The 26719-nt window shown below is 68.6% G+C and carries 27 protein-coding genes and 1 tRNA gene; 19 read left to right on the top strand and 9 right to left on the bottom strand.

From position 1 onward, the window contains the following. The first annotated feature begins 29 nt into the window (after positions 1-29). Both ACF06X_RS30395 and ACF06X_RS30390 read left to right on the top strand, forming a co-directional pair. Entirely contained in the window at positions 30-992 is a 963-nt protein-coding gene (locus tag ACF06X_RS30395; protein WP_392290510.1) for an ArsA family ATPase, read from the top strand. Continuing rightward, positions 989-2359: an ArsA family ATPase gene (locus ACF06X_RS30390; RefSeq protein WP_392290509.1), complete on the top strand. Its 1371-nt coding sequence runs from the start codon at positions 989-991 to the stop codon at positions 2357-2359. The genes ACF06X_RS30395 and ACF06X_RS30390 overlap by 4 nt, the downstream gene beginning before the upstream one ends. Before the next feature lie 81 nt (positions 2360-2440). On the opposite strand, the gene ACF06X_RS30385 is transcribed toward ACF06X_RS30390, so the two are convergent. After that, complete coding sequence (locus ACF06X_RS30385) at positions 2441-2785, bottom strand: WhiB family transcriptional regulator (RefSeq protein WP_015034550.1); 345 nt, start codon at positions 2783-2785, stop codon at positions 2441-2443. A 416-nt stretch (positions 2786-3201) separates the two neighbouring features. On the opposite strand from ACF06X_RS30385, the gene ACF06X_RS30380 reads away from it, so the two are divergent. Beyond that, a complete protein-coding gene (locus tag ACF06X_RS30380; protein WP_392290508.1) occupies positions 3202-5445 on the top strand; it encodes a transglycosylase domain-containing protein in 2244 nt (747 codons plus the stop codon). Between the two features lie 92 nt (positions 5446-5537). Here the strand turns inward: ACF06X_RS30380 and ACF06X_RS30375 are convergent, their stop codons facing one another. Continuing rightward, positions 5538-6002, bottom strand: coding sequence for a GatB/YqeY domain-containing protein (locus ACF06X_RS30375; RefSeq protein ID WP_158988342.1), 465 nt, complete (start codon positions 6000-6002; stop codon positions 5538-5540). 149 nt (positions 6003-6151) lie between these two features. Between ACF06X_RS30375 and ACF06X_RS30370 the strand changes: the two genes are divergently transcribed. The 4 genes from ACF06X_RS30370 to ACF06X_RS30355 all read left to right on the top strand — a co-directional run bounded on the left by ACF06X_RS30370 (position 6152) and on the right by ACF06X_RS30355 (position 8826). Then, a complete protein-coding gene (locus tag ACF06X_RS30370; protein ID WP_392290507.1) occupies positions 6152-7090 on the top strand; it encodes a metallophosphoesterase in 939 nt (312 codons plus the stop codon). A gap of 95 nt (positions 7091-7185) precedes the next feature. Beyond that, positions 7186-7259: transfer RNA gene (locus ACF06X_RS30365), tRNA-Pro, on the top strand. A 195-nt stretch (positions 7260-7454) separates the two neighbouring features. Further along, the gene (locus ACF06X_RS30360) at positions 7455-8354 is read left to right on the top strand and encodes a TIR domain-containing protein (RefSeq protein WP_392290506.1); all 900 of its coding nucleotides are present in this window, start codon (positions 7455-7457) and stop codon (positions 8352-8354) included. A 1-nt stretch (position 8355) separates the two neighbouring features. Next, entirely contained in the window at positions 8356-8826 is a 471-nt protein-coding gene (locus ACF06X_RS30355) for a hypothetical protein (RefSeq protein ID WP_392290505.1), read from the top strand. Positions 8827-8902: 76 nt separating this feature from the next. On the opposite strand, the gene ACF06X_RS30350 is transcribed toward ACF06X_RS30355, so the two are convergent. Continuing rightward, positions 8903-9913, bottom strand: a complete 1011-nt coding sequence (locus ACF06X_RS30350) for a LacI family DNA-binding transcriptional regulator (RefSeq protein ID WP_392290504.1) — start codon at positions 9911-9913, stop codon at positions 8903-8905. A 37-nt stretch (positions 9914-9950) separates the two neighbouring features. Here ACF06X_RS30350 and ACF06X_RS30345 point away from each other — a divergent pair, with 37 nt between their 5' ends. From ACF06X_RS30345 to ACF06X_RS30335, 3 genes are all read left to right on the top strand, one after another. Beyond that, positions 9951-10190 (top strand): hypothetical protein, encoded by a 240-nt coding sequence (locus tag ACF06X_RS30345; RefSeq protein WP_392290503.1) that lies wholly within the window; start codon positions 9951-9953, stop codon positions 10188-10190. Next, a complete protein-coding gene (locus tag ACF06X_RS30340; RefSeq protein WP_392290502.1) occupies positions 10187-10399 on the top strand; it encodes a hypothetical protein in 213 nt (70 codons plus the stop codon). Before ACF06X_RS30345 ends, ACF06X_RS30340 begins: the two co-directional genes overlap by 4 nt. 111 nt (positions 10400-10510) lie before the next feature. After that, positions 10511-11053 (top strand): hypothetical protein, encoded by a 543-nt coding sequence (locus ACF06X_RS30335; RefSeq protein ID WP_392290501.1) that lies wholly within the window; start codon positions 10511-10513, stop codon positions 11051-11053. Between the two features lie 71 nt (positions 11054-11124). Here the strand turns inward: ACF06X_RS30335 and ACF06X_RS30330 are convergent, their stop codons facing one another. Further along, entirely contained in the window at positions 11125-11547 is a 423-nt protein-coding gene (locus ACF06X_RS30330; protein WP_392290500.1) for a hypothetical protein, read from the bottom strand. A 166-nt stretch (positions 11548-11713) separates the two neighbouring features. Between ACF06X_RS30330 and ACF06X_RS30325 the strand changes: the two genes are divergently transcribed. Further along, positions 11714-12118, top strand: coding sequence for a hypothetical protein (locus tag ACF06X_RS30325; protein WP_392290499.1), 405 nt, complete (start codon positions 11714-11716; stop codon positions 12116-12118). Positions 12119-12702: 584 nt separating this feature from the next. Continuing rightward, on the top strand, positions 12703-13977 hold the full coding sequence (locus tag ACF06X_RS30320; RefSeq protein ID WP_392290498.1) for a DNA cytosine methyltransferase: 1275 nt from the start codon (positions 12703-12705) through the stop codon (positions 13975-13977). Positions 13978-13997: 20 nt separating this feature from the next. Here the strand turns inward: ACF06X_RS30320 and ACF06X_RS30315 are convergent, their stop codons facing one another. Together ACF06X_RS30315 and ACF06X_RS30310 are read right to left on the bottom strand one after the other, a co-directional pair. After that, complete coding sequence (locus ACF06X_RS30315; RefSeq protein WP_392290497.1) at positions 13998-14501, bottom strand: very short patch repair endonuclease; 504 nt, start codon at positions 14499-14501, stop codon at positions 13998-14000. Beyond that, complete coding sequence (locus tag ACF06X_RS30310; protein WP_392290496.1) at positions 14498-15451, bottom strand: NaeI family type II restriction endonuclease; 954 nt, start codon at positions 15449-15451, stop codon at positions 14498-14500. Before ACF06X_RS30310 ends, ACF06X_RS30315 begins: the two co-directional genes overlap by 4 nt. Before the next feature lie 70 nt (positions 15452-15521). On the opposite strand from ACF06X_RS30310, the gene ACF06X_RS30305 reads away from it, so the two are divergent. Continuing rightward, positions 15522-15710 carry a hypothetical protein gene (locus tag ACF06X_RS30305; RefSeq protein WP_392290495.1) on the top strand — a complete coding sequence of 63 codons (189 nt, stop codon included), beginning with the start codon at positions 15522-15524 and terminating at the stop codon, positions 15708-15710. Positions 15711-15728: 18 nt separating this feature from the next. Here the strand turns inward: ACF06X_RS30305 and ACF06X_RS30300 are convergent, their stop codons facing one another. Genes ACF06X_RS30300 through ACF06X_RS30290 form a run of 3 tightly spaced genes read right to left on the bottom strand, consistent with a single transcriptional unit; the run spans position 15729 to position 19701 of the window. Continuing rightward, the gene (locus ACF06X_RS30300; RefSeq protein WP_392290494.1) at positions 15729-17549 is read right to left on the bottom strand and encodes a DEAD/DEAH box helicase; all 1821 of its coding nucleotides are present in this window, start codon (positions 17547-17549) and stop codon (positions 15729-15731) included. Beyond that, positions 17550-18965: a transcriptional regulator gene (locus ACF06X_RS30295; RefSeq protein WP_392290493.1), complete on the bottom strand. Its 1416-nt coding sequence runs from the start codon at positions 18963-18965 to the stop codon at positions 17550-17552. It lies immediately after the preceding gene. A 58-nt stretch (positions 18966-19023) separates the two neighbouring features. After that, the gene (locus ACF06X_RS30290; protein WP_392290492.1) at positions 19024-19701 is read right to left on the bottom strand and encodes a hypothetical protein; all 678 of its coding nucleotides are present in this window, start codon (positions 19699-19701) and stop codon (positions 19024-19026) included. 321 nt (positions 19702-20022) lie between these two features. Between ACF06X_RS30290 and ACF06X_RS30285 the strand changes: the two genes are divergently transcribed. The 6 genes from ACF06X_RS30285 to ACF06X_RS30260 all read left to right on the top strand — a co-directional run bounded on the left by ACF06X_RS30285 (position 20023) and on the right by ACF06X_RS30260 (position 26709). Next, positions 20023-20682, top strand: a complete 660-nt coding sequence (locus ACF06X_RS30285) for a helix-turn-helix domain-containing protein (protein ID WP_392290491.1) — start codon at positions 20023-20025, stop codon at positions 20680-20682. A gap of 209 nt (positions 20683-20891) precedes the next feature. Next, positions 20892-21122 (top strand): hypothetical protein, encoded by a 231-nt coding sequence (locus tag ACF06X_RS30280; RefSeq protein ID WP_392290490.1) that lies wholly within the window; start codon positions 20892-20894, stop codon positions 21120-21122. Positions 21123-21604: 482 nt separating this feature from the next. Continuing rightward, entirely contained in the window at positions 21605-23095 is a 1491-nt protein-coding gene (locus tag ACF06X_RS30275; RefSeq protein WP_392290489.1) for a SulP family inorganic anion transporter, read from the top strand. Between the two features lie 122 nt (positions 23096-23217). Next, positions 23218-24441, top strand: coding sequence for a protein kinase (locus tag ACF06X_RS30270; protein WP_392290488.1), 1224 nt, complete (start codon positions 23218-23220; stop codon positions 24439-24441). 88 nt (positions 24442-24529) lie between these two features. Beyond that, on the top strand, positions 24530-24778 hold the full coding sequence (locus tag ACF06X_RS30265; protein ID WP_392290487.1) for a hypothetical protein: 249 nt from the start codon (positions 24530-24532) through the stop codon (positions 24776-24778). An 80-nt stretch (positions 24779-24858) separates the two neighbouring features. After that, a complete protein-coding gene (locus tag ACF06X_RS30260) occupies positions 24859-26709 on the top strand; it encodes a prolyl oligopeptidase family serine peptidase (RefSeq protein WP_392290486.1) in 1851 nt (616 codons plus the stop codon). Positions 26710-26719 lie beyond the last annotated feature (10 nt).

Genomic DNA, 26719 nt, shown 5'->3' with positions numbered 1-26719 from the left:
GCGGCACGGCAGTGGTTAGGCTCGAAGACGTGAGCAGGCTCCAGGTCGTCAGCGGCAAGGGCGGTACCGGTAAGACGACGGTCGCCGCCGCCCTCGCGCTCGCCCTCGCGACGGAGGGCAGGCGCACCCTCCTCGTGGAGGTCGAAGGCAGGCAGGGCATCGCACAGCTCTTCGAGACGGAGGCGCTTCCGTACGAGGAGCGCAAGATCGCCGTCGGTCCGGGCGGCGGCGAGGTGTTCGCGCTGGCCATCGACGCCGAGCGGGCGCTCCTCGACTACCTCCAGATGTTCTACAAACTGGGCAGCGCGGGCCGGGCCCTGAAGAAGCTCGGCGCGATCGACTTCGCGACGACGATCGCGCCCGGGGTACGGGACGTCCTGCTGACCGGCAAGGCGTGCGAGGCGGTCCGCCGACGCGAGAAGCACGGCGGCTACACCTACGACTACGTCGTGATGGACGCGCCGCCCACCGGCCGGATCACCCGCTTCCTCAACGTCAACGACGAGGTGGCGGGTCTGGCCCGGATCGGCCCGATACACAATCAGGCGCAGGCCGTGATGCGGGTGCTGAAGTCCCCGGAGACGGCGGTGCACCTGGTGACCCTCCTGGAGGAGATGCCGGTCCAGGAGACCGCGGACGGCATCGCCGAACTGCGGGACGCCGAGCTGCCGGTGGGCAAGGTCATCGTGAACATGGTCCGTCCGCACGTCCTCGACGAGGCGGCGGTACGGGCCGCCTCCGGCGACCACCGGGACGCGGTCGCGAAGACCCTGACCGCCGCGGGGATCGGCGGGGGTACGAAGCTGGTCGGGCCGCTCCTGGAACAGGCGGCGGAGCACGCGCAGCGCGTGGAGCTGGAGCGCGAGCAGCGGGCGGTCCTGACCGCGCTCGACGTACCGGCGTACGAACTGCCCTTCCTGGGGGACGGGGCGGACATCGCGGGCCTGTACCGGCTGGCGAAGGAACTGCGGAAGCAAGGGGTGGACGCGTGACGGAGACGACGGCGGAGGACGTTTCTCCGGTGAACGGCCTCGACTCCGTTCCCACGCTCGAGCTCGACCCGCTCATCGACGACCCGGGGACCCGGATCATCGTGTGCTGCGGTGCCGGGGGTGTCGGCAAGACGACGACCGCGGCCGCCCTGGGCGTCCGCGCGGCGGAGCGCGGCCGCAAAGTCGTCGTCCTGACGATCGACCCGGCGCGGCGGCTCGCGCAGTCGATGGGGATCGACTCGCTCGACAACATCCCGCGGAAAGTGGACGGCATCAAGGGGTCGGGCAGCGGGGAACTGCACGCGATGATGCTGGACATGAAGCGGACCTTCGACGAGATCGTCGAGGCGCACGCCGACGGCGAGCGGGCCCGGGCGATCCTGGAGAACCCCTTCTACCAGTCGCTGTCGGCCGGTTTCGCCGGTACGCAGGAGTACATGGCGATGGAGAAGCTCGGGCAGCTGCGGGCCCGGGACGCCTGGGACCTGATCATCGTCGACACTCCGCCGTCCCGCTCCGCGCTCGACTTCCTCGACGCGCCGAAACGGCTGGGGTCCTTCCTGGACGGGAAGTTCATCAAGCTGCTGATGGCGCCGGCGAAGATGGGCGGCCGGGCGGGGATGAAGTTCCTCAACGTCGGCATGTCGATGATGACGGGGACCCTGGGGAAGCTGCTGGGGGGTCAGTTCCTCAAGGACGTACAGACCTTCGTCGCCGCCATGGACACGATGTTCGGTGGCTTCCGGACCCGGGCGGACGCGACGTACAAGCTGCTCCAGGCCCCGGGGACGGCGTTTCTCGTGGTCGCCACGCCGGAGCGGGACGCGCTGCGCGAGGCCGCGTACTTCGTGGAGCGGCTGGCCGCCGAGGAGATGCCGCTGGCCGGTCTCGTCCTCAACCGTGTGCACGGCAGCGGCGCCGCCCGGCTGTCGGCCGAGCGGGCGCGGGCCGCGGCAGAAAATCTTGACGAGGGCCGCATGGTGGATCAGGGCGGCGGGAAGACTGGTGAGCGTGGCCCCCGCGCCACAATCCCCGAGCCGTCAGACATCGCCACCGCCGCCGCACACTCCTCGCACGACGACGAGGCTGCCCCCACAGCCGCGTACGACACATCCGCGTACGACCCCGCCGTACAGGACATCGAGCACGTGCCGGACATCGAGCAACTGACCGCGGGTCTCCTGCGTCTGCATGCCGAGCGGATGCAGGTGCTCGCGCGCGAACAGCGCACGCGTGACCGCTTCACCGCGCTCCACCCGGAGGTGGCGGTCGCCGAAGTGGCCGCCCTGCCCGGCGACGTACACGATCTCGCAGGGCTGCGGGCCATCGGTGACCGGCTCACGGCCGGGCGCATGCCCTCGGCCTGAGCTGTTCCCGCTACGCCGGAGCTCCGGCGAGGCTCTTGCCGGGCCGGCGGGCTCCTGCGGGTCTTGCGGGCTCCGGTGGGCCTAGCCCACCGCCGCGTACGCCTCGTACGTCGCGTCGTCCTCGATCGCCACGGGCAGCAGGCCCGCTCCCCGCTCGTACTCCGTACGCGCCGTCTCGAGCAGTCGCCGCCACGAGGTGACGGTCGGCCGCCGGCGCAACAGGGCACGGCGCTCGCGCTCCGTCATGCCGCCCCACACACCGAACTCCACGCGGTTGTCCAGGGCGTCGGCCAGGCACTCGGTCCGCACCGGGCATCCGGTGCACACCGCCTTCGCCCTGTTCTGCGCCGCTCCCTGCACGAAAAGTTCATCCGGATCGGTAGTGCGGCAGGCCGCCTGCGCACTCCAGTCAGCTACCCAGCCCATACCGGCGCCGTCCTCTCCCGAATCGAGGCTCCCCCACGGCGGTAGCGGCATATTCACCGCTGCCAGTTGGTGACGTTACGGAAGGTGGGCACAGCGCAACACCCCCTTCGGGCCCAATCTTGAATGGCCCGAACGGACTATGCGTACGCGGCAGATCACCCAGGGGAGTGACCCGAGGACATACGTGTCAAAACCGTCAGATCACCACAATCCACCCCGTTATGACGGAGTCACTTGGGACGGCGGGTGACGCATGGGGCGGAATCGGGCAGGACTTCCCACGCTTCGGGGTCATGGGTTCTCGTACCGATGTCACGCCCGGCCCTTGATGCGGGACCGCACTGCTGTGACAGTTGAGAGCAGCTTAGGCCAAGGCATATACGCGTGTCCGGCGATTCAGAACGTAGGCTGCCCCCATGGCAAAGAAGCGCTCGGGCGGTGGTCTGACCGGGACCCAGCAGGCCGCCAAGTTCCTCGGTGTCAGTGTGCTCTCCGGAGCCGTGCTGGCGGGCATCGCCCTGCCCGCGGCCGGAGCGCTCGGATTGGCCGCCAAGGGCACGGTCGAGGGATTCGACGAGATCCCGTCCAACCTGAAGACACCGCCGCTGAGTCAGCGCACCACGATCCTCGACTCGGAGGGCGGCCACCTCGCCACCGTGTACTCGCGCGACCGGAAGGTCGTGCCGATCGAGAAGATCTCTCCGTACATGCAGAAGGCGATCGTCGCGATCGAGGACTCGCGCTTCTACGAGCACGGGGCGATCGACCTCAAGGGCGTGCTGCGCGCGATCAACCGCAACGCCCAGTCGGGCGGCGTGGCCCAGGGCGCGTCCACGCTCACGCAGCAGTACGTGAAGAACGTCTTCGTCGAGGAGGCGGGCGACGATCCCGAGAAGGTCGCCCAGGCCACCCAGCAGACCATCGGCCGCAAGGTCCGCGAACTGAAGTACGCGATCCAGGTCGAGGAGGAGCTGGGGAAGAAGAAGATCCTCGAGAACTACCTCAACATCACCTTCTTCGGGCAGCAGGCGTACGGCATCGAGGCGGCGTCCCAGCGCTACTTCTCCAAGCCCGCCGCCGACCTGAAGGTGGAGGAGGCCGCCATGCTGGCCGGCCTCGTCCAGTCGCCGAGCCGCTACGACCCGGTCAACGACCTCCAGGAGGCCACCAAGCGGCGCAACATCGTCCTGCAGCGGATGGCCGACGTGAAGGACATCAGCCAGGCCGAGGCGGACCGTGCGAAGGCCACGCCGATCAAGCTGAAGGTGAAGAGCCCGAGGAACGGCTGCATCACCGCCGTCGACGGCGCCGGCTTCTTCTGCGACTACGTCCGCAAGACGATCCTCAACGACCCGGTCTTCGGCAAGACGGTCGAGGAGCGGCAGAAGCTGTGGAACCTGGGCGGACTGACCATCAGGACCACGCTCGACCCGCGCGCGCAGGAGGCGGCCAACCAGGCCGCCGTCGCGAAGATCAACGAGGACGACAAGGTCGCCGCCTCGGTCGTCCAGGTCCAGCCGGGCAGCGGCAAGATCCTCTCCATGGGCCAGTCCCGCCCGTACGGCCTGGACCAGAAGCAGCACCAGACGACGCTCAACCTCGCGGTCGGCAGCAAGATGGGCGGCACCACCTACGGCTTCCAGGTCGGTTCGACGTTCAAGCCGATCACGGCCGCGGCCGCCCTGGAGAAGGGGCTGAGCCCCGCCCAGTCGTTCTCCACGCCGTGGAAGATCTCGCTGCCGATGGACTCGTACCGCACCTGTGCGGGCGGACCGGCCGGCGGCGGCAACTGGGACCTGCAGAACGAGCTGGAGTCCGAGGCCGGCACCTGGGACATGACGAGCGCGCTCGGCAAGTCCATCAACACCTACTTCGCCCATCTGGAGCAGATGACCGGTCTGTGCGAGACGGTCGAGATGGCGAAGAAGATGGGGTACGAGAGGGAGCTCGGCAAGAAGCTCAAGGAGCTTCCCTCGATCACCCTCGGCGGCCAGGAGGCCACCCCGCTCGACATGGCGGCCGTCTACGCCACCTTCGCCAACCGGGGCACGTACTGCACCCCGATCGCCATCGAGTCCATCACCACGGCGGCCGGCGACAAGCTGAAGGTGCCGAAGACCGAGTGCTCGCGGGCGATGAGCGAGCGGACCGCCGACACCGTCAACCAGATGCTGAAGGGCGTCGTCGAGGACGGCACCGGTACGAAGGCCGGTCTGAGCGACCGCGACAACGCCGGCAAGACGGGTACGACCAACGACCGCAAGGACGCCTGGTTCGTCGGGTACACGCCGAACCTGTCCACGGCGGTGTGGGTCGGTGACGACGTCGGCGAGAAGCAGTCGATGTACGACATCACCATCGGCGGCGAGTACTACGACAAGGTCTGTGGTGGCTGCCTGCCCGGTCCGATCTGGCGGATCGCGATGACCGGGGCGCTGAACGCCTCCGAGACGCCGTCCTTCGCGCCCATCTCCGTGCCGCGCGGCGAGAAGCCGGAGGACAAGGAGAAGGACAAGAACAAGCCGGGCGACGACGGCAAGCCGGGCGACCGCGAGCCGGACGACGGGGACATCTTCCCCGGCATCACCCTCCCGCCGGACCTGATCGGCGGCGGGAACAACCGCGGCCAGGGCAACGGTGGCGGCGGCGGAAACCGCTAGGCTCCCGGCCGCGGTACGTACGTCTGAGGGCGCCTCCCGAGACCGGGGGCGCCCTCAGGCGTGTCGTCGTGCGTACGGCTCGCGGCGGGTGGTCAGCCGGCGAGGAGCTTCTTCACGACGGCGGCGACACGACCGCCCTCGGCCTGGCCGGCCACCTTCGGGTTCACGATCTTCATGACGGCGCCCATCGCGCGCGGCCCCTCGTGGCCCGCGCCCGTGGCCTCGGCGACGGCCGCGGCCACGATCTGCTCCAGCTCCTCGTCGCTGAGCTGCTTCGGCAGGTACGCGTCGAGGATGACGCCCTCCGCCTTCTCCCGCTCGGCCGACTCGGCGCGACCGCCCTGGGCGAAGGCGTCCGCGGCCTCGCGGCGCTTCTTCGCCTCCTTGGCGATCACCTTCTGCACCTCGTCGTCGGAGAGCTCGCGCTTGGTCTTGCCCGCGACCTCCTCCTTGGTGATCGCGGCGAGGGTGAGCCGGAGCGTCGAGGAGCGCAGCTCGTCGCGCTCCTTGATGGCGGCGTTGAGGTCGTCCTGAAGCTTGGCCTTGAGCGTGGTCATACGCCCCAGTGTGTCAGGTGGGGCGTCGTGCCCGCCCGCGCTTTATCCCCCGCCCGCCTCCCCGGCCCCGTCCCCGCCCAGCTCCCCGCCGTCCTCCCGGTGGGCGCCCGCGGATCGAGGGGAGCGGCTCCGTCTGCGACGATGGGGGAATGCGCGCACGGTACGGGATCCCCCTGAAGGTCACGGCAGGTCTTACCGCGACGGCGGCGGCCGGACTCGTCTACGCGGCGGGCTTCGAGGCCCGCTCGTTCCGTCTCCGCCGGGTGACGATCCCCGTACTGCCGCCAGGGATGCGCGATCTGCGGGTCCTTCAGGTCTCCGACATCCACATGGTCTGCGGTCAGCGCAAGAAGCGGGCGTGGCTGCAGTCGCTGGCGGGGCTGCGGCCGGACTTCGTCGTCAACACGGGCGACAACCTCTCCGACACGGACGCCGTCCCGGAGGTCCTGGACGCGCTCGGTCCGCTGATGGAGTTCCCGGGTGTCTACGTCTTCGGTTCCAACGACTACTACGGGCCGCGGCTGCGCAACCCCGCCCGCTATCTGATGGAGAAGGCGCAGGGCCGCCACGGTCTGAACGGCAACGCGCCGGTGGTCGGCGCGGTCCACAACCCGTGGGAGGGCATGCGCGAGGCCTTCGACGCGGCGGGCTGGCAGAACCTGACCAACACGCGCGGCCGGCTCAAGCTGCCCGACCTGGAGGTCGCCTTCACCGGCCTGGACGACCCGCACATCAAGCGGGACCGCTACGCGCGAGTGGCCGGCGGCCCGGACCGGTCGGCGGACTTCTCGGTGGGCGTGGTCCACGCCCCGTACCTGCGCACCCTCGACGCGTTCACGGCCGACGGGTACGAGCTGATCCTGGCCGGCCACACGCACGGCGGTCAGCTGTGCATCCCCTTCTACGGCGCCCTGGTGACCAACTGCGACCTGGACACCGACCGGGTGAAGGGGCTGTCCACCCACACCGTCGAGGGCCGGACCTCGTTCCTCCACGTCTCGGCGGGCTGCGGCACGAACCGGTACACCCCGGTCCGTTTCGCCTGCCCGCCGGAGGCGACCCTCCTGACCCTGACCGCACGAGACTGAGCGGCGCGGCGGCGCGAAAACCGGATTTCGTCTCCGGGCGTGGGTGGGCTAAAGTAATCGATGTCGCCGCGACGTGAACAGCAGAGCAGTGACATCGGGGTGTAGCGCAGCTTGGCAGCGCGCTTCGTTCGGGACGAAGAGGTCGTGGGTTCAAATCCCGCCACCCCGACAGATGAAACACCAGGTCAGGGGCCCGATTCGAGAGATCGAATCAGGCCCCTGAGTGGTTTCCGGGGACGTATTGGGAGCCGTTTGGGAGCCGACCCCAGGAGGCAGCTCCCCGCATCGGGCTCTCTCGTTGTCAGTGCCCGCCGCTACCGTCACTGGGGACAGTTCTCCCTCGACCGTGAGTAGTGAGCAAGACATGGCAGACCGAGTGGCCGAGGGCGGCGCAGACCCTCGCAAGGTGTTCGTGATCCACGGACGAAACGATCTCGCACGCAAGGGGCTCTTCGAGTTCCTGCGGGCGCTGGGGCTCGATCCCATCGAGTGGTCCGAGGCCATCCAGATGACCGGCAAGGGCTCCCCGTACATCGGTGAGGTCCTGGACACGGCGTTCTCGAACGCGCAGGCAGTGGTCGTCCTCCAGACCCCTGACGACGTCACCTACCTGCACGAGAGCCTCACGTACGCCGGGGACCCCGAGTGCAGCCCACAGATGCAGCCCCGGCCGAACGTCCTGTTCGAGGCGGGCATGGCCATGGGCCGGGACGAGAACCGCACCGTCATCGTGGAGCTCGGGCAGGTGAAGGTCTTCAGCGACATTCATGGCCGGCATGTGATCCGCCTCGACAACTCCACGAGGAAGCGTCAGGACCTCGCGATGCGTCTGCAGACGGCGGGGTGTGCTGTGCGCCTGACCGGCATGGACTGGCATGACGCCGGCGACCTCACTCCCCCGGTGCCGCCAGGCGGCGGGCTTCCGCTGGGGCGGAAGCTGCCGTCGTCGCAGGCGGTCGGCGTCCCTCGGCTAAGTGCCCGATACGTCGACAACGGGTCGAGGAAGATGGGGACGGTCGTGATCACCAACCACGGCCCCGGGGACGTCTACGACCTTGATGTGGAAGCCGAAGAAAAGGCCGAGCTAGTCACACGCAACGAGGGTGAGTTCCCGGTGCCGAAGTTGCCCGCCGGTAAGTCGGTGCGCGTGATGAGCGCCCGCTCCATGGGGATGGGGGCAAGCTCGTACTTCAACGTCGTCCTGACGGGCAAGACCGCCGATGGGGTGCCGATCAGGGTCGAAGAGTTCGTGGACGGGGCCTGACATGGAGATTCCGATGAGCCTGCCCTTGGACCACGACGGCTTCGTGCGTCGAGAGTGCCCACACTGCATCAGCCAGTTCAAATGGCACCACGGGGCGGCAAATGAAGAGGCCGAGGCCGAGCAGCAGTCGTCGCCCCCTGCCTACTACTGCCCTCTTTGTGGCCAGCCAGCTGGGCCGGACTCCTGGTGGACCCAGGAACAGATCGACTACGCCAGGGGCGTGATCGCTCCCGCCGCAGCGCGGATGGTGGAGGACGAGCTGAAGAGCGCGCTCAAGCCGATCCGCAGCAAGTACGTGAAGGTCGGCGTCAAGGGCAGCGTGGATACCCCAGAGGCACCTTCGCCCCTCACTGAACCCGACGACATGGTCATCGTGACATCCCCCTGCCACTCGTACGAGCCGGTGAAAGTGCCCGAAGACACGTCGGGTCCCTATCACTGCCTCGTGTGCGGTCAAGCCTTCGCCGTCTGACCCGAGGCGGCCGAAGCAGCATCCACGAAGCACGTGTGCCCCCACGCGGTGATCGCGTGGGGGGACCCGTGGCGCATCAACCAGGCATCGTCAGCTCGCGAGCATCCCCGCGTGCGCGCAGGAGACCATTGAGGACGTGCACTGGGGACGTGGGGCACATCGGCCAGACGGGCATCGAGCGCCGACTCCACTGCTCGGTCAGCCCCAGCATGAGGCGTCGGCGCATGCCAGGGGTGACGTGGGCGTAGCGGGCCGAGACGGAGCCGTCGATGTGTCCCATGCGCTCGTCCATGAGGACCTTCTCCGTACCGAGGTCCTCCATCACGGTCCGATGGGTGTGGCGAAGACCGTGGGGCGTGAGGCCCTTGGCGATCGGGAGCCAGCAGGCGTGGGCCCGCTCGCTGGCACCCCGCCCCCGTGCCGGGACGCCGGGCCAAGGCTCGCCAAGCAGGGGCACGGGCCGTGGCTCCTGTGGCGCCTTCTTCGGATACCAGCCAGAGACCGCCGGCGTGAACAGCCAGGTGGCGAAACCGTTTCTGCGCCAGTGAGCGGCATGCTCCGGCGCAGTGCCGCCCCGTACGAATCCGAGGTCCGCGATGGCCTGCTCGACCTTCGCTCGCGTGGCCTCGGTGACGCGCTCGGGGTGGTTGAGGACGTTGGACACCGTGCCAGTGGAGACGCTGACCCGACGCGCGACGTCGACGAGCTTCGCGCCCTGGTGGCCGCCGGTGCGAGCCGCGCCCTGGCCTCGGAAGACATTGGTCTTGCCGTGGCAAGGGCACGGTGTGGGCTTCGTACGTACGACGTGGTTGGTGACCAGTGCCGACAACCAGCCCATCGAGTCAATGGTGCGGTAGCTGTCGTCCTTGGGCGGGCAGCGCACCAGCTCGCCCGTGTCGAGTTCGTACAGCTGCCACTCGACACGGACGGCCCCAGGGCGGACGAACGTGGTTGCAAGGCCGACGATCTCGCCCCAGCGCATGCCGGTGTACCCCTTGAGGACCACGGCGACGAACTCGTCGTCGCGACCCGACAGGAGAGCGGCCCGCTCGGCAGTCAACAGGACGCCGAACGCATCGGTGACCACCTTCTCTGGGCCTCGGTCTCGGGAGCGACCGGCGCGCTTGCCTCGCCCGCGTCGGGCACTGGCGGACGGGAGGCTCTCGGGCGTCGCACTCGACCCGGTCGAGCGGGAGCACCTGCCGCTCCTCACCGGCTCCACGACGCCGCTCAACCTCCTGGCCTCGCCCCACATCGGCGCGCAGCGCTCCGACGTGCGCGGCGCACTCGACCGATGGGCCATCGATCTCCTCAAGGAGATCACCGCCGCCGACAAGATCCTGATCGAAGGAGGGCACCGGTGAACCCATCGGCACGACTGCGCCGGGAGATCGCCGACAGAGTCGCCCAGGCTCTGCTCGCGTCCGGCGAGGCTCGTGAGGTCTGGCTGGAGGGAGCCCTCGCCTGCGGCTTCGCCCACGCGGCGAGCGACATCGACCTGCGTGGCATCGTGGACGGCACCCTTCCGGCGTGGGAGTCCCGCATCGTGGACGGCGTCCGTGTCGACCTCTAGGCGACGGCGCCGCAGCGGGCGGAGGAACTCCGTCACCTGCTCCGCTCCTTCGACGTCCGCCGCGACGACCTCGGCTCGTTCCGCCGGGTACGCGCTTCGATGCACGACCTCATGTGTCTGCGTACCGCTCTCTCCTACGGCTCCGGACGCTGGGTTCCGGTGCTCGCTCCCGTGGAGCGCCAGGGCTACCGACGGTGGGCGGTTGCCGACCAGGCCGAGGTGGCAGCGAGTCTCGCCGAGGACCTGACCGGCCTCGTCGAGGACGGCCTGGCCGAACCGGTCGGCGTCGTATGCCGGAAGCTGGAGACCTGTCTCGCCGCGCTCGACTGCGCGGCGGTCGGCCATCCCGTCCTGGGCGACAAGTGGCTGCCGCTGCTCGCCGGCGCGCTGCCCCGCCTGTCGATCAACCCGGCTCGCGCGGAGACGTGGGAGTGGTTCCGTCCGGTTCAGCGACGCGTGGCCAGAGCACTCCTGGGCTGCTGGCCCGTCGACGACCCGCTGCAGAAGCCTCCCAGTCTGGGCGCCCCAGACGCCGGCTGGCTGCCCCAGCGGTACGCCGACGGGTGGTTCCTTCGCCGTGGCGACGTCCACATCCCCATCACCGGCGGACAGCTTGTCGGATGGCTGTCCGCGGTCTGCACCGATGGCGCGTAGACCGCGCCTCTTCTCTTCGGGGGGCTTCTGATGCCCGTCACCCGTACCGCCCCCACGGACCTGGAGAGTCTCTACGCCGGTTCCTTCGGATCGCGGACCCGAGCGAAGAGGAGCGGGCCCGCTATCGCCGGGCGTTCGACGCCGCGAGGCAGTGTGCGCCAGAGGGCTATCACCTGAAATACAGCGGGCGAGCAGAGGGAGACTTCTTTCTCGGCCTGCTCCGGGTGACCGGCGAGGACGACACCGAGTGGAACCGGATCCGCCTGGCACGCAGCCGAGTGATCACAGACGTCGAGGACGTGATCGCGGCGGTCACCGCGGACCACAGCGCCTTCGAGATCTCGGACGAGGTACTCCCACGAGTGCTCTCCCTGCTTCGGCTCCTCGCCGAGCAGGCCCTCGCCCGGCAGGGCGAGATCGCGGTGTCGAAGAAGCGCAGGCAGCTTGAGGCCACTGCTCACTGTCCACGGCAGGACGTGCGAGATCAGCTTCAAGGAACGGCAGAAGCAGGCCCGGCACGTACCCACGCAGCCGGGCCGGCGGACGTACGAGTGGCAGCGGGTCACCCCTGCACCGGTTCGAGCCATCTGGGGAACTGGAACTGCACGTGAGCCAAGGCTCGGGCTACAGCCACGGCTACCGATACGGCTGGAACAAGGAATGGGTCGACACCGCCAGAAGCCGCTGGAGGACCAGATCGACGCCGTCCTCCGAGCGCTGAAGGCCCGCGCGAAGGAAGAGGAGCAGGCCCGGCTGGCGCGGGAGGCGGAACAGCGGCGTCAGTGTGAGGAGAGGGAACGGCAGGAGGAGGAACGCCGCCTGCGAGAGGCCCAGGAAGAAGAGGAGCACCGTCGGCGGAAAGCGGAGAAGAAGGAGCGCGTGCGGCGGGAGTGGGAAGCGGCGATCAGCGTCGCGGCGATCAAGGCGGTGGACGCCGTACGGGTCAACCGGTTCGGCACCGCCCTGGCGCAGTGGCGGACCGCAGGGGAGATGCGGGCCTTCTGCGCCCAAAGGGACTCGCGGTCCTCCTTGGCGACCACTGGAACCGGTTGTGCGAGACCGTAGTTTACGAAGACATCAAGATCGATGAAGGTTGCGAGCCCACTTTCGCCATCCAAGCCTGACAGCGTCACGGAAGCTGGACGGACCACCCAGCGTGGCCCATTCGCCTCCGTCCAGCACCGTCTGGACGGTGCCGCTCCGAACGCTCCGCTGCAGGTCAGGGCGGGCAGGACTCGCCCGGATCTCCGTACGAACACATATTCACAACGAGATGGACAGCATGATCTCGAGATGCGTCAGGCCCAGCGACTCCGCGTCCATCTCTGGGACAGAGCTCTGTCGGCTGCCGCTCGCGGTGAGGGCACGCCGAGGTGGGGCGTGAGGTCGTCGGCGTCGGATGTGAGATGGTCCTCTATTTCTTTCGTGTGAGGCGGCAGTAAGGCAAGGGTCCGCAGGGTTCCAGCCACCTAGACTGGGCATTCTCACTGGCCCCGTTCGCGGTCAGCTGTACACGCCCGTCTCGGTGGACTTGCTGGCTTGTTCCTGGGATGTTCGTACGCAGAGACGGACTCGCTAGCACGTTCGAGTCCAGCCTGCCGCGAGTGCAGCCAAGCGCTCGGCGGGCGGTGCGCACGTATGGAGGATGAATGACGGATCTGCAGGCTGTCGAGATTTGCGCAGGGGCGGGCGGCCAGGCCCTCGGGTTGGAGCGCGCCGGATTCGGGCACGCCCTGGCCGTTGAGCTCGACACGCACGCCGTCGCCACACTGCGCAGGAATCGGCCAGACTGGGACGTCCGGCAAGGCGATGTGGCTGATCCGGAGGTCTGGAAGCCCGAGAAGTTCAGCGGGATGGATCTGATCGCTGGCGGCGTGCCGTGCCCGCCCTTCACCATCGCCGGTAAGCAGTTGGGGGCAACCGACGAGCGCGATCTTTTCGCCTGGGCCGTGCGCCTGGCTGAGAGGGCCAAGCCCAAGGCGCTCCTGCTGGAGAACGTCCGGGGGCTCAGCGCCAATCGCTTCGCAGCCTATCGGCAGAACGTCCTCGACACCCTGCAAAGCGCTGGCTACGTCGCTCAGTGGAAGCTCCTCCACGCAGCTGACTTCGGAGTGCCGCAGCTGCGGCCCCGTTTCGTGCTCGTAGCGCTACGCCCTGAATACGCTGAGTACTTCACATGGCCTGAACCGTTGGCGGCCAAGCGGCCCACAGTGGGCGAAGCCCTTTGCGACCTGATGGCCGCTAGGGGCTGGGAGGGCGCTAGAAGCTGGGCTGAGAAGGCCAACGATATCGCCCCCACCATCGTCGGAGGGTCGAAGAAGCACGGTGGGGCCGACCTAGGACCTACGCGCGCCAAGGCTGCTTGGGCGAAGCTGGGGGTGGACGCTCTCGGTGTCAGCGATCAGGCCCCAGAGCCTGGCTGGAAGCCGGCTGAAGGCAAGCCAGGACCGAAACTGACCGTGGAGATGGTGGCCCGGATCCAGGGCTGGAGGCCCGAGGACGAGTGGGTGTTCGAGGGCCGGAAGACCAGTACGTACCGGCAGGTAGGCAACGCCTTCCCGCCGCCTGTCGCGGAGGCGGTGGGACGGTCCATCGCACGGGCGCTGCGGCAGGAAGGGCCCCGCACCGAGCTGGTAGAGGCAACAGAGGTAGTCCACGACCCCGTCTACAAGCTGCTTCGGGGGATGGACCGTCCCATCGGGATCGACCAGATCATCAGCCGGTTGGAGAAGACCGGGCAGCACATGTCAGAGCCGGAAGTCGAACGGCACATTGCCCACCTCGAGCACGACTTCGTGATCCACAGGGTGAAGCGCTCCAGCGGCGCCCTCAGCTACAGGCTCGGCGAGTTCAAGGCTTTCGTCGGCCAAGAGCGCCATCAGAGGCATGAACTCTTCTCCCTGAACCAGGCGAAGATCAGCTGACGGCCGCCGCAGGCGGGCGGTCAGGGGGCCTTCCGGTCACGCTTCGTGGCTGCGGCCTCCTGCCGCCGGGCGGTCACTACCTCGATGACGGTCCTGGCACACGCCTCTGGCTCGAGGTGCTCCCAGAAGCGGAGCACCAGCCACCCCTCCTCCGCGAGCCGGTTGTCCGTGTCCCGGTCGCGCTTGATATTCCGGCCGATCTTGTCCTCCCAGTACGGCCGGTTCGTCTTCGGCATCACGAAGTGATCTGGGCAGCCGTGCCAGAAGCAGCCGTCGATAAAGACAGCCACCTTCACTGGGCGGAAGACCATGTCAGCCGTACGTCGCATCTTCGGAAGCGGCTTGGCCGCCACCCGGTAGCGCAGTCCAGCGGCGTGGACGAGCGAGCGGAGGAGCAGCTCGGGTGCGGTGTCGCGGTTCCGGTTGCCGAGCATGCTCCGCCGGTTCGCAGCCGAGGAGGCCCAGGAACCTTCGGGCCGTGTCCACTGCCCGGCCTGTTGCTCTGGTTGCGCTTGCTCGCTCATATCTCCGGCAGTTTGGGGACGGCTTCCTCTGGGTCATCCGGCCTCGCGACAACCCATTCCCGCCCGCCCAGTTCTACTCTTGGTGCATCCCCGTGGCGGGGACCGGCAGCCGCAAGCCGGGCGCTCACCGACTCACCGGGACCAGGTACGGGCAGGCCAAGCGCTTCGGCAATCCGGCCGTGACTGGAGTAATGGCCCAGGATAACGATGCCTCGGGGTTGGAGCCTTGAGCGCGATCCGCCGTTGTAGCGGACGCGTTTCATGTAGTCCTCCTGCATCGCCACTGTAGCGACGACAGTGCGGCTGATCCGTCGGCCCTGAGCTCTGAGGAAGAGATCGTCCACCCTGCGTTGGCCGCTCCTGTGGGAGAAGATCGCCTTGATATCGGCCTCGGAGAGCCGCAGCAGCATGTTCTCCTGGAGGGGAGCCTGGTGGAATAGCCGCCGCACTGCGGCCCGCCCCGCGGCGTTCAGTGTCTTCTTGGCGTCCCGGTTGCCGCCATTGTTCAGCCTCTCAGGCAGGGCGCGCACCAGGCCGGCGGACCATCTGGACTCTTCATCGCTGGCCCAGACGACAAGCAGCAGGTGGCCGAGGGCCTCTGGCGGGACCATCCACCCGCCGAGCGTCTGCGAGTACTTGCAGTCGACGTCGGTGCCGGCGATCGAGTAGTCCATGCTGAGGCCGTCGGCGAAGCCGAACTCGCGCTGCATGTTGATCTCGATCAGCGTGCCCAAGTGGGCCTTCTCGGTCTTGTACAGCTGGTCCCACCGGAAGCGACCGGTGTGCTGCCCATCCAGCAGCATGTCGATGCTCCGCCGGATCGCACCTGCGGTCCTCCTGCCATGCGGGTCGGCAGTGAGGATCTGCTGCGCAACGGCATCCAGTTCCGGATCGCCTGGTTCGTCAACAGGCCACAGGGCTGCCTGCGTGCTCATCGCTTCGCCGTCCACGGCAGGACTCTATCCGGGCTCCGGACGGCAGGGCAGCCCCGTCCGACGAGGAGACTGGCAGACTTCAGCTGTGATACGCGAACCAGCAGAACTGCAGATCGATGACGAGGGCCGTGTGTCCCTGCCGCTGGGGCTCCTGGCGGAGGCGGGCCTGGATACGGGCGGCCGCATCCTCGCCTTCAGCGACGGGGACGGGCGCTTTGTGCTGCAGCGGGAGGCGGACGCCGTCGAGGCGCTGCTGCGAGACGGAACTCTGTGAGTCGCAGTCCTGCTGGCGCTAGACGGCTCCCGCCCCGAGATGCTCCAGGAGTGCTCGCACGTCCGCGGCGTCCATTCCTGCGGCCAGCGGGACCTCCTCTTCCGGATCGCCCAGCTGCTGCACCTCCGGGTCGTCGAGGATCCGCCCCATGAAGTCCAGTTTCTGCGCCAGCCGAAGGGCTACCACCTCGTCGACCGTGCCTTCGGCCGTAAGGACCGTGACCCGCGTCTCCGTGTCCAGTGCGAGGCCGAGGCGGTGAATGCGGTCGAGGCTCTGCAGGAACCGGCCGGCCTGGAAATCACGATCCACATAGACCGCGTCATGGCACACCTGGTGGAGGCTGATGCCCTCGCCGAGGGTCGCCGGATTGGAGATGAGGACGCTGCAGTCCGGATCCTCCCGAAAGCGGCACAACTCAGCTTCCCGGTCGGGGGTCCCCCCGTGCACAGCCGCTGGCTGGAACGGCGCCAGCAGTGCGTGGAGCGAAGTGATACTGCGGACGAAGCTCGTCCAGATCAGAGTCTTGCGTCCGGCCGCAGCATTGGCGGACACGATGGAGAGGGTTTCCTGGTACTTAGGCGGCAGCTCGTAGTCGGGGAGTCGGCGGAGGAGCATGGAGAGCGGATCCCCCTCGGCCACCTCCAGCGGTGGGACGCGGAAGTGCAGCGGCTCATAACGCGTTGAGCCCGCCACGAGCAGAGCCGGGCTGGTGGCGGCCATCAGCAGGCGCAGCGCTGTCTTGCCGAGCGATTCGAAGTCGGTGCGGTCGGCCGCCGCCCTGTCTGAGAGCTTCCCCACCAGAGCGTCGTAGATCTCGCGGTGAAGCGGCGGCATCGGGATTCGGCGCACCCGCGTCTCCATGGGAGGCAGTCCGAGCTCCTCTTTGGTCGTCCGCGTATATAGGGGGCGCAGTACTCGGCTGGCATGGGCGAGATCGCCGCCGTCGACAGCTTGAGTGACCACGCGCCGCCCGTGACCTGGCCAGACGAAGGAGAGCAGGTTCTCCAGGTCCTTGGCGCTATTGGGTGCAGGAGTGCCGCTGAGGATCATCCGGAAACGGCCGAGGGGGCCTAGCGCCATACAGGCGGCACCGTATACCCCGGCCCCGCCGAGCTTCATTCGGTGGGCCTCATCGAGGACGAGCATCGCTGGGGCCGCCTCCAGCCACTGGGACAGCCCAGCGAGGGCCCGGTCCAGACGCTCGTAATTGACGAGCAGGATGTCTGCCGAGGCCGGGACCGACTTGCCGAGCACCTGCACGTCGAGCCTGGTGGAGAAGCACTGCTCCGGCTCCCATTGCCATGCTTCGTAGGCGGACTTCGGGCTCACCACAAGCATGCGGGTTACGGCTCCGCGCTGGCGGAGTGCAGAGAAGACGGCGAGGGAGACACGGGTCTTGCCGGCGCCGGGCACGCTGAAGTTGGCTCCGTGGCCGACCGAGAGAAGGCGGGCTATGTCGCGGAGTTGGAAAGGGGTCAGAGGGCCGATCCAGTCGTCGCCCAGCAGGGCCGGGACCGACTCCGGCTCGACGGTGTCCTCGTCGGGCGAGCCGCTGAGAAGCCTCTCCGCCGTGTCCGCCGTGTCGAGCATCTCGGTGGCGAGGAGGCGGAAGTCCTCCTCCCAGACAACGCTGTCCGGTCGGGGCCAGGTCCCGAGCGCGCTGATACTGGCCAGGAAGCTATCGATGGGGACCGCTGCCGAGAGCCTGTCGGTCATCCGGCCGCTGGGGAAGCTGGCGATCAACTGCCCCAGCGCACCACGGCACTCGGGCACAGTCCGCAGCGCTGCCTGCGTGCGAGTGACGTCGAAGCCGATCGTCAGACTGGGCTCGTCGGCCACCTACTGCGCCTTCCCAAACGTTTCGAGGAGCCACGTCACACCGTCTCCGGGGTGCTGCACAGTGCGCTTCACCTCCGCAGCGAGCTTGTCCAGCTTCTGCCGTAGCTCAGTGACGGCATCATCGAACGACTCCTCGTCCAGGCTCCGCTGCGCCCGGGACAGGACCAGATCAGTGACGCACTGCTCGATGTCGCGGGCGGCGTCAGCCAAGCGGGCAGGTGCTGCCTGCTTGCGCTTCTTGATACGCGCGTCGCGGCCGACGTTGGTGATGGCCTCGTCCATTGCCGCGCGCAGCCGCATGATCTCCCTTTGGGCCCCAGCCGCAGCCTCCGGCGGGACTTTGCTGCCCGGTTGGCTGACAGATCGCGCGTGAAGGACGGCGTTTGTCATTGCCTTGGCAGCACTAAGGGGGGCGGACGGACCCTTCACTGCCCGCCCCAGGCCAGGGATGCCCACACTCGACGAAATCTCAGCTGGAGCTTCGCTAGGTGGCAGCACCTTGGAGAGGTACCGGTCACCGAAGTCGTGATCGATGAACCGGACGTCGGTCTTGGCGAACCCCAAGAGAATGGCTGCCAGCCGGTTCTCTAGCAGCAGTTCTGCCTTCTCGGGGTTGACCGCGTACTGCTTGGCGTAGGCGCGGTGCAGTTCGCGGAACTTCTCAGCCTGGTCCTCGAAAGCGACCAAGGACAGCTGCTCGCCGGCCGTCTTACTTCGCTCGATGAGCGACTCGATGCGGGCGAGCACCCACTGGTCCTGCCGGCAGCGTTCTGCGGTCGTGCGGAAGGTAGCGGCGATGACAGCGAGGGGCGTGCCTTGATCCACTAGCTCCTGAACCGCAAGCAACCGGTTGATGTAGGAATAGTCCCGACGGTGCTCTTTGCGCAGTTGGAGCGACAGTTCGATCGCAGCGATGTCCTGCCAGTCGCAGGAAGGCGGCAGTACAGCTACACGCATGGCGTGGTTGGGGCCGAAAAGCTGCATCAGAGCAGCGCGCCGGGTATTGCCGTTGACGAGGATGCCTTCGTGAGTGATCAGCCCCGGATCAGTCTGGCCGTACTCCTTCAGGCTCGCCATCAGTTCGTCGAACTCAGGATCAGTCCGGGCGGGGTCTGCCGGGAGCACCTGCAGAAGGCGGTCCAAATATGCCTGGCTGTCACCGCTCCACGGGTCGTCCGCGAGCGCTTCCGCCTGCTTCGGGTCGTGGCCGGCCTGTGCGCGGATGCGGTGGGTTGCCGGGTTGTAGTAGAGGCTGCCCACTGGCATCTGGATGACTTCCAGATGCTCCGGCCCGCCCCGCCACTCGACAGTGAAGGTCTCGCGGGGGCCGCCGCCGGCCGCGACCTCCTCCAACCGGGACCGGACAAGGGCGCGGTTCTCCTCGGCACCCGGCGGCAGACCGTAGCCCTTGGCCATGTAGTTGCACCTGCTTCCGTTCGCGTTCTTACGAGGTTGTTCTGTGCAACAGGGCTGCTCAGCCGAGTCCCAGCTCCGCCCGGAGCTGCGCCCGCGACTCCTCAGGCAGAGAGCGGTAGTCGCTCCAGATCTGCTCCAGGCGGCTGAACTCCCGCCGGTCGGCCGCCACCCAGTCGGACAGTACGCTGCGCTCGGCCGGGTCGAGGGCGGCGGCTGCCTTGAGCACCTTGCCCAGATCCACTGCGAGCGCCCTGCCTCCCACCCGGCACCGCTTGCACTCGGTGACCAATTCCGTGGCCTTGGTGCCGTCCGGCTTCACCACTTCCCTACGGGCGATGTCGAGCTGGGCTGCCTCGTAGGTGCCGGCGTAGATCTCGCCGGGGGTGATGCCGCAGGAGCGGCACATGTTCCCGTCCCTAGCCAGCACCTCGCGTCGACGCACCGCACCGATTGCGATCGTTCCTGACTTGCGGGTCGCGCGACCTGGCTCCCAGACAGGGTCGCCGGGCTTCACGAAGCGCTGCTCGTGGGGGTCCAGCTCCTCGTCTTCCCTGTTGGTGTCGATACGCCAACCGAAATCCCGGAGGTCTCGCATGCGGCGGTCGACCTGGGACACCCCAGGGAAGGCTGCACGCAGGTCCTCCTTGGTGAAGGTATTGCCTTCGCCGACCACGGAGACCAACCACAGGGCCACGCGCTTCATCGTTCCGAGGCCGGCATCCTGCCAGGACGGCATGACATCTCCATTCGCGGGGGCCTCCCGGCGGGATGGCCCGAGGTGGCACTGGTGGCAGCGGGCTGCGGACATTCATTAGTAGCACGACCCCACACCCTCATTCCAGCGATTAGCGATCTTTACACGAGCAAGGAAAGAGAAGGCGCCCGTAAAGATCCGTTTTAGCATTATTTGTCGGCATTAAAGGTGGCAAATACTCCCGCGAAAAGTAGTCAAGAAAAAGCACGGAACTGTGCACCACCGAGCCAGGGAATGGCTAGGCTTCCGGTGATCACTGGTTCTCCCTAGGCAATCTCGAGCGAGCGGAAGGGTTCGTTTGGCATGCCGTCACTTGGATCGATCAGCACCACCTGTGCGCCAGAGGCCACGGAAGAGGTTCAGGCGTTCGCCGAAGCCCTCAAGCTCCTCATCCATCATGTCCGCCCTGGCGACACGATGGCGCAGAAGGCGCAGGCGCTGCACGTCTCGCCGCCGCTCCTCTCCCACTGGCTCAACGGACGGCGGCTTCCGCGTACGGCAGTTATCGAGGAGATGTCCAGGTTGGCGGCCGAGGGGATGGCAGACGGTGGAGATGTCGCCGCGCTGGCCCGCAAGTTCGCAGCACTCAAGCCGCTCCTCCAGGCCGCACGGAAGTCGACCTGCCGTCGATGCGCGGGCAGGTGCACTTGCGACGAGGCGGGGGGCGAGAGGGACCGGCGCAACAGTTCCTGCAACACCTCCGCCGACAGGGGGGACCGGCGCAACAGCACGGCGCCGACGAACCCGAATTTACCGGCACACCTGGCGGCGATGGCCGAGGCCGACCGCGCGGCTCATCTGCTGGACCTGGGGGCGGCATTGAGCGAAGGGGATATCGGCGCATATGCCGACATCCTTGCGCGTGCAGGGATGAAGACCGAGATGGAGGTTCTGATCCGTTCTGCTAAATCAGCCGGGAGGGACTCAACGGAAATTGCAATCGCCCTCGGCGGACTCCGCTAGCATTTTGAATGGTCGATCTCACTCGAATCAGGAACAGGGGACACATGTGTCCAGCGACAGGTATGAGGGGCTCCCCCGCCCCCTTAATGGCTACTGCCGCGCACCCCCGGCAGTGCAGGGAAGGCTCGGCCTGAAGGGTCGGCAAACCGCGACCGAGACCTCCCCTGCCGAAACGCCCGTTAGATCGATGACCAACCAGGAGTTCCGTCTTGAATAGTAAGGCCCCTCCGGCCCGACTGGCCAGGAAGATCAAGGCTGTCTGCCTGCGGCTCCGCGCTGCCGCCGGCGGTCCGGAACGCGTCGGCCCCCTCTGGCAGAAGACGCGTCGCCGGCTCCGCTTCCTCCGCTGGACGCTGGTGATCCAGATCCTCAAGGGGGCCGCCTTCGCCGGCGGCGGCATCCTCATCCAGATCGCGGCAACTCGGTACCTCAACCAGTGAGGTATTCGCCGCTCACGGCCCGCCCCTGCCCCAGGGGGAGCAGGCACTGACCGACCGGCCGCGCTAACGGCGGCAAGCTGAACGATCAAGCAGTGTGCGGCACCCGGCTCATGTCGGCGGGGGCCGCACACTGCTGGCTGCTGGCCTGCCTCAAGAAGACGGCCGGCACACCCGTACCGGCCGACCTCGCAGTCACAGCTCAGCACCCTGACCGCCGCCTGCGCCCCCTGGGAGCCATCTGGGAGCCGACCCGCTCCCCGAGCCCCCGCAGGACCACGCGACACCCGGTCACTCCAACGCCGTGACCTGCAAAAACGCCATACGTGCTGGCCACGATCCCGCCCGAACCTCGTTCGGGACTAAGAGGTCGTGGGTTCAAATCCCGCCACCCCGACTTCGTAAGACCAGGTCAAGGGCCTGATCCGCAGTGCGGATCAGGCCCTTCCTGCGTGTTCCCGCGATCGAGCCAGAGGTCTGTCGCCGTGTTGTCCTCCACCCTGTCCACGCTGTCCGCGCTGCCCAGGACGTTTTCGCCGAAGGTGCTGCGGACGGAGGCACTGGCCGGTCTGGTCGTCGCCCTCGCGCTGGTCCCGGAGGCGATCTCCTTCTCGATCATCGCCGGGGTGGATCCGGCGATCGGGCTCTTCGCCTCCTTCACCATGGCCGTGGTGATCTCCGTCGTCGGCGGCCGGCCGGCGATGATCTCGGCCGCGACCGGCGCCGTGGCCCTGGTGATCGCCCCGCTCAACCGGGAGCACGGGTTGGGGTACCTGATCGCCGCCGTGATCCTGGCGGGCGTCTTCCAGATCGTGCTCGGTGTGCTGGGCGTGGCGAAGCTGATGCGGTTCATTCCGCGCTCGGTGATGGTGGGCTTCGTCAACTCGCTCGCCATCCTGGTCTTCATGGCCCAGGTGCCCGAGATGTACGACGTGCCCTGGGCCGTCTATCCGCTGATGGCGGCCGGTCTGGCGCTGACGGTGTTCTTCCCGAAGATCACGAAGGCGGTCCCGGCGCCGCTGGTGTCCATCGTCGTCCTCACCGTGATCACGGTGGCCGCCGGCATCGCCGTGCCGACCGTCGGCGACAAGGGCGAGCTCCCGTCCGCGCTGCCCGTGCCGGGTCTGCCGGACGTGCCGTTCACCCTGGACACGCTCACGCTGATCGCTCCGTACGCGCTGGCCATGGCCCTCGTCGGGCTGATGGAGTCGTTGATGACGGCGAAGCTGGTCGACGAGATCACCGACACCCGGTCCTCGAAGACCCGGGAGTCCATCGGGCAGGGCGTCGCGAACATCGTCACCGGGTTCTTCGGCGGCATGGGCGGTTGCGCGATGATCGGCCAGACGATGATCAACGTGAAGGTGTCCGGGGCCCGGACGCGGCTCTCCACCTTCCTGTCGGGGGCGTTCCTGCTCGTGCTGTGCCTCGCCCTCGGGCCGGTCGTCTCCGAGATCCCGATGGCCGCGCTCGTCGCCGTGATGGTCATGGTGTGCGTGGCGACCTTCGACTGGCACTCCGTCGCGCCGAAGACCCTCAGGCGGATGCCCGCCGGGGAGACCGTCGTCATGGTCGTGACCGTGGTCTGTGTGGTCGCCAGCCACAACCTCGCCGTGGGTGTGGTGGTCGGCTCCGTCACGGCGATGGTCGTCTTCGCCAAGCGCGTCGCCCGTCTCGCGGACGTCACCTCCGTCCTGGATCCGCACGGCGGCCAGGTCGTGTACCGGGTGACCGGCGAGCTGTTCTTCGCGTCCTCCAACGACCTGGTGGGACGGTTCGACTACGCCGGCGACCCCGGGACGGTCGTGATCGACCTCTCCGCCGCCCACATCTGGGACGCGTCCTCCGTGGCCGCGCTGGACGCGATCGAGCACCGGTACGCGCAGCGCGGCAAGCGGGTCGAGATCACCGGCTTGAACACGGCCAGCGCCCGTCTCCACAGCAGCCTCAGCGGCGAGCTCTCCGCCGGGAAATGACCGGGGTCGCCATCCGGCGACGGGGTGTGGATCGCGCGGCTCTACTCTGGAACGTCATCACGTTGGCTGACCGTCGAAAGGCTGGGTCTCAGGTGCTGGTCGCGGACCGATATCGGCTCCACATGTGTGTCGGGCGTGGCGGCATGGGCGAGGTGTGGCAGGCCACCGACGAGGTGCTCGGGCGGTCCGTGGCCGTGAAGTTGATGCTGGGTCACGAGTCCGACCCCTCGGCCGCCGACCGGTTCCGGCTGGAGGCGCAGACGGCGGCTCGGCTGAGCCATCCGCATGTCGTGGGCGTCTTCGACTTCGGCACGTGGGACGGAAAGCTGTACCTCGTCATGGAGTTGGTCGAGGGGAGCAGCCTCGCCGGGGACCCGGGGGCTCCGCAGGCGCTGTCGCCGGAGCGGGTCGCCGTGGTGGCCGCGCACGCGGCCGCGGGCCTTGCCGCCGCGCACCGGGAGGGCGTGGTGCACCGGGACATCAAGCCGGGGAACCTGCTGCTGGACGGCGACGGGACGGTGAAACTGGCGGACTTCGGCATCGCCCGGTTCGTCGACGACCCCTCAGGCGCGCTCACCACCACCGGGCAGATCGTCGGCACCGGCCTCTATCTCGCCCCCGAGCGGGCCTTGGGGCAGCCGGCGTCGCCGGCCTCCGACGTGTACTCGCTCGGCTGCGTGCTGTACCAACTCCTCACCGGGAGGCCGCCGTTCCAGGGCGACACCGCGACGGCGCTGCTGTACCAGCACATCGACACGCCGCCGGCTCCGCCGCGGCAGCTCGGGGTGGGGCTGCCGGCCGCGTTCGAGGCGTACCTCCTGACGCTGCTGGCCAAGCAGCCCGAGCAGCGTCCTCCGGCGCAGGCGATAGCGGACTGGTTCGCCTCGGGGGCGTGGCGCGGCCATCAGCCGCAGATACCGACGTACCAGCAGCCCCAGCAGCCTCACCAGTCACAGCGACCCCAGCAGTCACAGCGGCAGGCGCCGCGCCCGCAGTCGCACCGCCAGCCGCATGGGCGGTCCCAGGGACGGCCGCACACTCAGCCGCACGCACACACTCCGCCGCCGTCGCGTCCCCGGCCCGGGCAGCACACCGGACCGCAGCACACCGCGCCGCAGCACAGACCCTCGGCGAGACCCTCGGCGCGACCGCGCAACCCCCGGCAGGCCCCGCGCGGCGAGAGCGGTCTCGCGGCCCTCTCCCGGCGCCGCCCGAGGAAGACGGCCGCCGTGGCCGGAGGGATCGCCTTCGTGGTCTTCCTGCTCATCGGCATGGCCTGGCTCGCGCCCGCGGAGGGCTCGGCGGAGACGCCCTCGACCCGTCCGCCGGCGACCACCGGCTCCTGACGCTCACCCTTCCCCCGGCCCGGCCGTCCCTGACCCGAACGGGGTCCGCCGGGTGGCCCGGCGGGCCCCGGTCCGTTCCCCTGGGGACATGCGCCCCCTCGACCTGAACCCCCTCGACCTGCACCCGCTGCGGGCGGCGGCCGAAGCGGCGTCCACCGTCCCCGCCGAGGCCGTCTCCGACTCCGGCCCGTCCGCCATCGCCCTGGGCCTCGGGGCCGCCGCACTGGCGGGTGCCATCGCCACCGCCGTCGTACGCAACCGCGTGTCGAGGTCGGCCGGTGAACCGTCCTCGCGCGAACGGCGGTCGGAATCGCCGTCGGACAAGTCCCCGGGCTGACCTGGCCCGATGGCCCGGCCCCGAGAGGTTATCCACAGGTTGCGGACGAGGCGGACGGATTGTCGGCGGTTCGGCGCATCATGGGGGCCATGAGCCAGAGCAACGAGATCAACGACATCCCCGTCTGGGAGCAGCGGTTCCGGGCGCCCCGCGTGTCTCTGCCCGAGTGGGCCGAGGACGCGCCCGACCGTTCCCTGTTCGTGTCCAACGCCACGGGGACGTACGAGCTGTACGCCTGGGACCGGGCGAGCGGCGGGCAGCGGCAGGTGACCGACCGGCCGAACGGCACGACGGACGGCACCCTCTCCCCCGACGGCCGGTGGATCTGGTGGTTCTCGGACAAGGACGGGGACGAGTTCGGGGTGTGGATGCGGCAGCCCTTCGACGGCGGGGCGGACGAGCCCGCGATCCCCGGGCTCCCGCCGTCCTACCCCGCGGGGCTCGCGATCGGCCGTGACGGCACGGTGGTCGTCGGCCGCTCCACGGACGAGGAGGGCTCCACGGTCCACCTGGTACGGGACGGGGCGGCGCCCGTGGAGATCTACCGGCACCGCGAGTCGGCCGGCGTCGGCGACCTCTCGCACGACTCCACCCTGATCGCCATCGAGCACACCGAGCACGGCGACGCCATGCACTCCGCCCTGCGGGTGCTGCGAGCCGAGGACTCCTCGGTGGTCGCCGAGCTGGACGACACCAAGGGCGGCACCGAGGAGCTCGGGCTCGCGGTGCTGGGCTTCGCACCGGTGGACGGGGACACCCGGCTGCTCGTCGGACACCAGCGGCGGGGCCGCTGGGAGCCGCTGCTGTGGGACGTGGCGACGGGCAAGGAGACCGATCTCCGCCTCGACCTGCCGGGCGATGTGTCGGCGGAGTGGTACGCCGACGGTACGGGTCTGCTCATCGTGCACAGCTACGAGGCGCGCAGCGAGCTGTGGCGGTACGACATCGCGACCGGCGCGCTGGTCCGGGTGGAGACCCCGGCCGGTTCGGTGTCCGACGCCACCGTCCGCCCGGACGGCAGCGTGGAGTACCTCTGGTCCTCGGCCGCGCTGCCGCCGGTGGTGCGCTCGACGGGCGGCGGCGTCGTCCTCGACCCGCCGGGCGACAAGGCGCCCGGTTCGGTGCCGGTGGAGGACGTGTGGGTGGAGGGGCCCGGCGGGCGCGTCCACGCGCTCGTGCAGCGGCCGACGACCGGTGAGGGGCCGTTCCCGACCGTCTTCGAGGTCCACGGAGGCCCGGCCTGGCACGACAGCGACGCCTTCGCCTCGGGCCCGGCGGCCTGGCTGGACCACGGCTACGCGGTGGTCCGGGTCAACTACCGCGGCTCGACCGGTTACGGCCGGGAGTGGACGGACGCGCTGAAGCACCGGGTCGGCCTGATCGAGCTGGAGGACATCGCCGCGGTCCGCGAGTGGGCGGTGGCCTCCGGTCTCGCCGACCCCGCGAAGCTGGTGCTCTCCGGCGGCTCCTGGGGCGGCTATCTGACGCTGCTCGGGCTCGGCACCCAGCCGGACGCGTGGTCGCTGGGGCTCGCCGCCGTCCCGGTGGCGGATTACGTGACGGCGTACGAGGACGAGATGGAGGCCCTGAAGGCACTGGACCGCACGCTCTTCGGCGGCTCGCCCGAGGAAGTGCCGGACCGCTTCGAGGCCTCGTCCCCGCTGACGTACGTCGACAAGGTCACGGCCCCGGTGTACATCTCGGCGGGTGTCAACGACCCGCGCTGCCCGATCCGCCAGATCGACAACTACGTCGAGCGGCTGGCGGCGCGCGGCGCGGTCCACGAGGTCTACCGGTACGACGCGGGGCACGGCTCGCTGGTGGTGGAGGAGCGGATCAAGCAGGTGCGCCTGGAGCTGGACTTCGCCGACAGGCATCTGAACAAGCACAGTGCGGCCCGGCACCCGGGGACCCGGCCGGTCGGGGGGTGAGGCGGACTGC

The sequence above is a fragment of the Streptomyces sp. NPDC015346 genome, from assembly GCF_043078785.1.
Lineage (GTDB): Bacteria > Actinomycetota > Actinomycetes > Streptomycetales > Streptomycetaceae > Streptomyces.
The sequence above is the reverse complement of the archived record's forward strand: the minus strand, read 5'-3'. Positions and strand labels throughout refer to the sequence as shown.